The 1,764-nt window shown below is 33.7% G+C and carries 1 protein-coding gene and 2 pseudogenes; 1 reads left to right on the top strand and 2 read right to left on the bottom strand.

Translation table 11 applies throughout. The features are described from left to right. Positions 1-432, top strand: a pseudogene (locus ACFIKE_RS10115) (hypothetical protein); the annotation flags it as partial. Between the two features lie 146 nt (positions 433-578). Here the strand turns inward: ACFIKE_RS10115 and ACFIKE_RS10110 are convergent. Then, positions 579-902: a helix-turn-helix domain-containing protein gene (locus ACFIKE_RS10110; protein ID WP_015856199.1), complete on the bottom strand. Its 324-nt coding sequence runs from the start codon at positions 900-902 to the stop codon at positions 579-581. A gap of 1 nt (position 903) precedes the next feature. After that, positions 904-1,255, bottom strand: a pseudogene (locus tag ACFIKE_RS10105) (type II toxin-antitoxin system RelE/ParE family toxin). Positions 1,256-1,764 lie beyond the last annotated feature (509 nt).

The raw sequence follows: 1,764 nt of genomic DNA, 5'->3' as shown, positions 1-1,764 counted from the left end.
ACAACAGGTTATACTTTAGAACAGTTAGATGAGATTTCACTCAATCTTGAGGCATTGCCGGCTTCTTTAGACAGCCCTCGTTGGCAAAGTGGTGCCCCAATGCTTGGTGCTTTTGATGATAACAATCGGCTTGTTATGTTTACGGGAGCACCGATGGAGGCAACGGTTGTTTCACAAGAGATGGGGGCACCGGATGGAAGTTTTAACTTTATCACGAAAATGTTTGCCGAAGTTGATACGACACAAGGTCTTTTAAGTATAGGGGAACGTCGTCTTCGCAATAATCAGACACCGATCACATGGCATAAGGAAAGGGTGTGTTCTTATGTCACGGGCGCTTATCATGGGCGTTCACGCAATCGTTATCACCGGTTTAAATTACGCATTCCTAAGAATGAACCTTGGACGATGATAATAACGCATTATATATAAAAATACAATAAAGTCAATGGTTTGAGTGAAATTATTTTATAAGAATCCACTTAAGAATCCACACTTTTATGCATGATTCATTTGACCATTTTTTATATAAGATTGCCATGTATGAATAGACCCAAAAAAGCTAATCATAAAGAAGTTTAAGAAGAAAAAACAACTTCAAAATGTCCTTCAAGCGTTTTAACTTCTTTCGGATTAACAATAATCTTTATATCGTTTCCCAATTTTGCCAAACACTCAAGCATTTTCATTTCACTAATTCCTCGAAATTCTCCACTTAAGAGTTTAGACAATTTGGGTTGAGTCATTTTCAAAAGTTGACTAGCCTGTTTTTGTGTTAAGTTCTTTTCTTTAAGAATTTGACTAATCTTATGAGCAAGTTGCGCTTTGATAAGCATCTCTCTGGAATCTGAAAAGCCAAGATCCGCATAAACATTGGAACTACCGTGAAAAACATTGATCATTTTAATTCCCTTCTAATTGTTCTGCTAACTTGAGACGTTCTTTGATCAGATTAATGTCTGGTTTTGGTGTTGCAATGCCACGGGTCGATTTTTTCTGAAAACAATGCAACACATAAAGAGATTTTTTTATATTGTATCGTATAAACAGCGCGATAAGTTCCTTGAATATCGCGTTCAATAATTTCTAGAACATTGGCAGATTCAAACCCCTTGAGAACCTTAACATTTTCTCCTCTATCTCCTATCTGAGCAAGATAAAGAGCATAACCAATCCTTTGTTGAATAAGATCAGGAAGACTTTTTATATCTTTGAGTGAAGAACCAAGCCATATGATACGTTTTATTTTACTCATGATTACTAATATACCCATATGGATATATTTTCAAATATTTATTTTAATTTTGTGATTTTTTAATAACTATTATTAATAAAATTGACTTGATAAAAATGGTAACAAAAAACCATAATTGTTTATTTGTTTTATGAAAAGCTGCTTTTAAAAAACAACGCTCGTAAATGTAAAAAACCGTTTTGTTATAAGATATTCACTTAATATGCATGTTCTTTTGATTGGATTGTTAAAGCTACCGAGCGTTTATAGGCTCTCTCATTCAAATGAGTGAGTAAAAATCATACGCACCATTTACGTTTCTTTTGATAAGTTTTTATATCTCTAATAGAGCGCTTGCAATATGATACGTTTTGTATATATGCACTGATTACTCCATTGTGGATGATTCATTTTAATCATTAGAATAGACATTTGAAAGCCGCGTCATATCACTTGGCACGGCTTTTTTTTATTTTACTCTCTCTTTTATGATATGTTTATAGCAATGCATTTTATATGCGTTTATAACC

It is taken from the genome of Bartonella sp. MU70NMGDW (genome assembly GCF_042194085.1).
Taxonomy (GTDB): domain Bacteria; phylum Pseudomonadota; class Alphaproteobacteria; order Rhizobiales; family Rhizobiaceae; genus Bartonella; species Bartonella grahamii.
This window is presented reverse-complemented; position numbering and strand designations above follow the sequence as displayed.

Excerpts from the sequence above, each read along its gene's own strand:
- ACFIKE_RS10110 (WP_015856199.1), bottom strand. The coding sequence starts at position 902 with ATGATCAATGTTTTTCACGGTAGTTCCAATGTTTATGCGGATCTTGGC.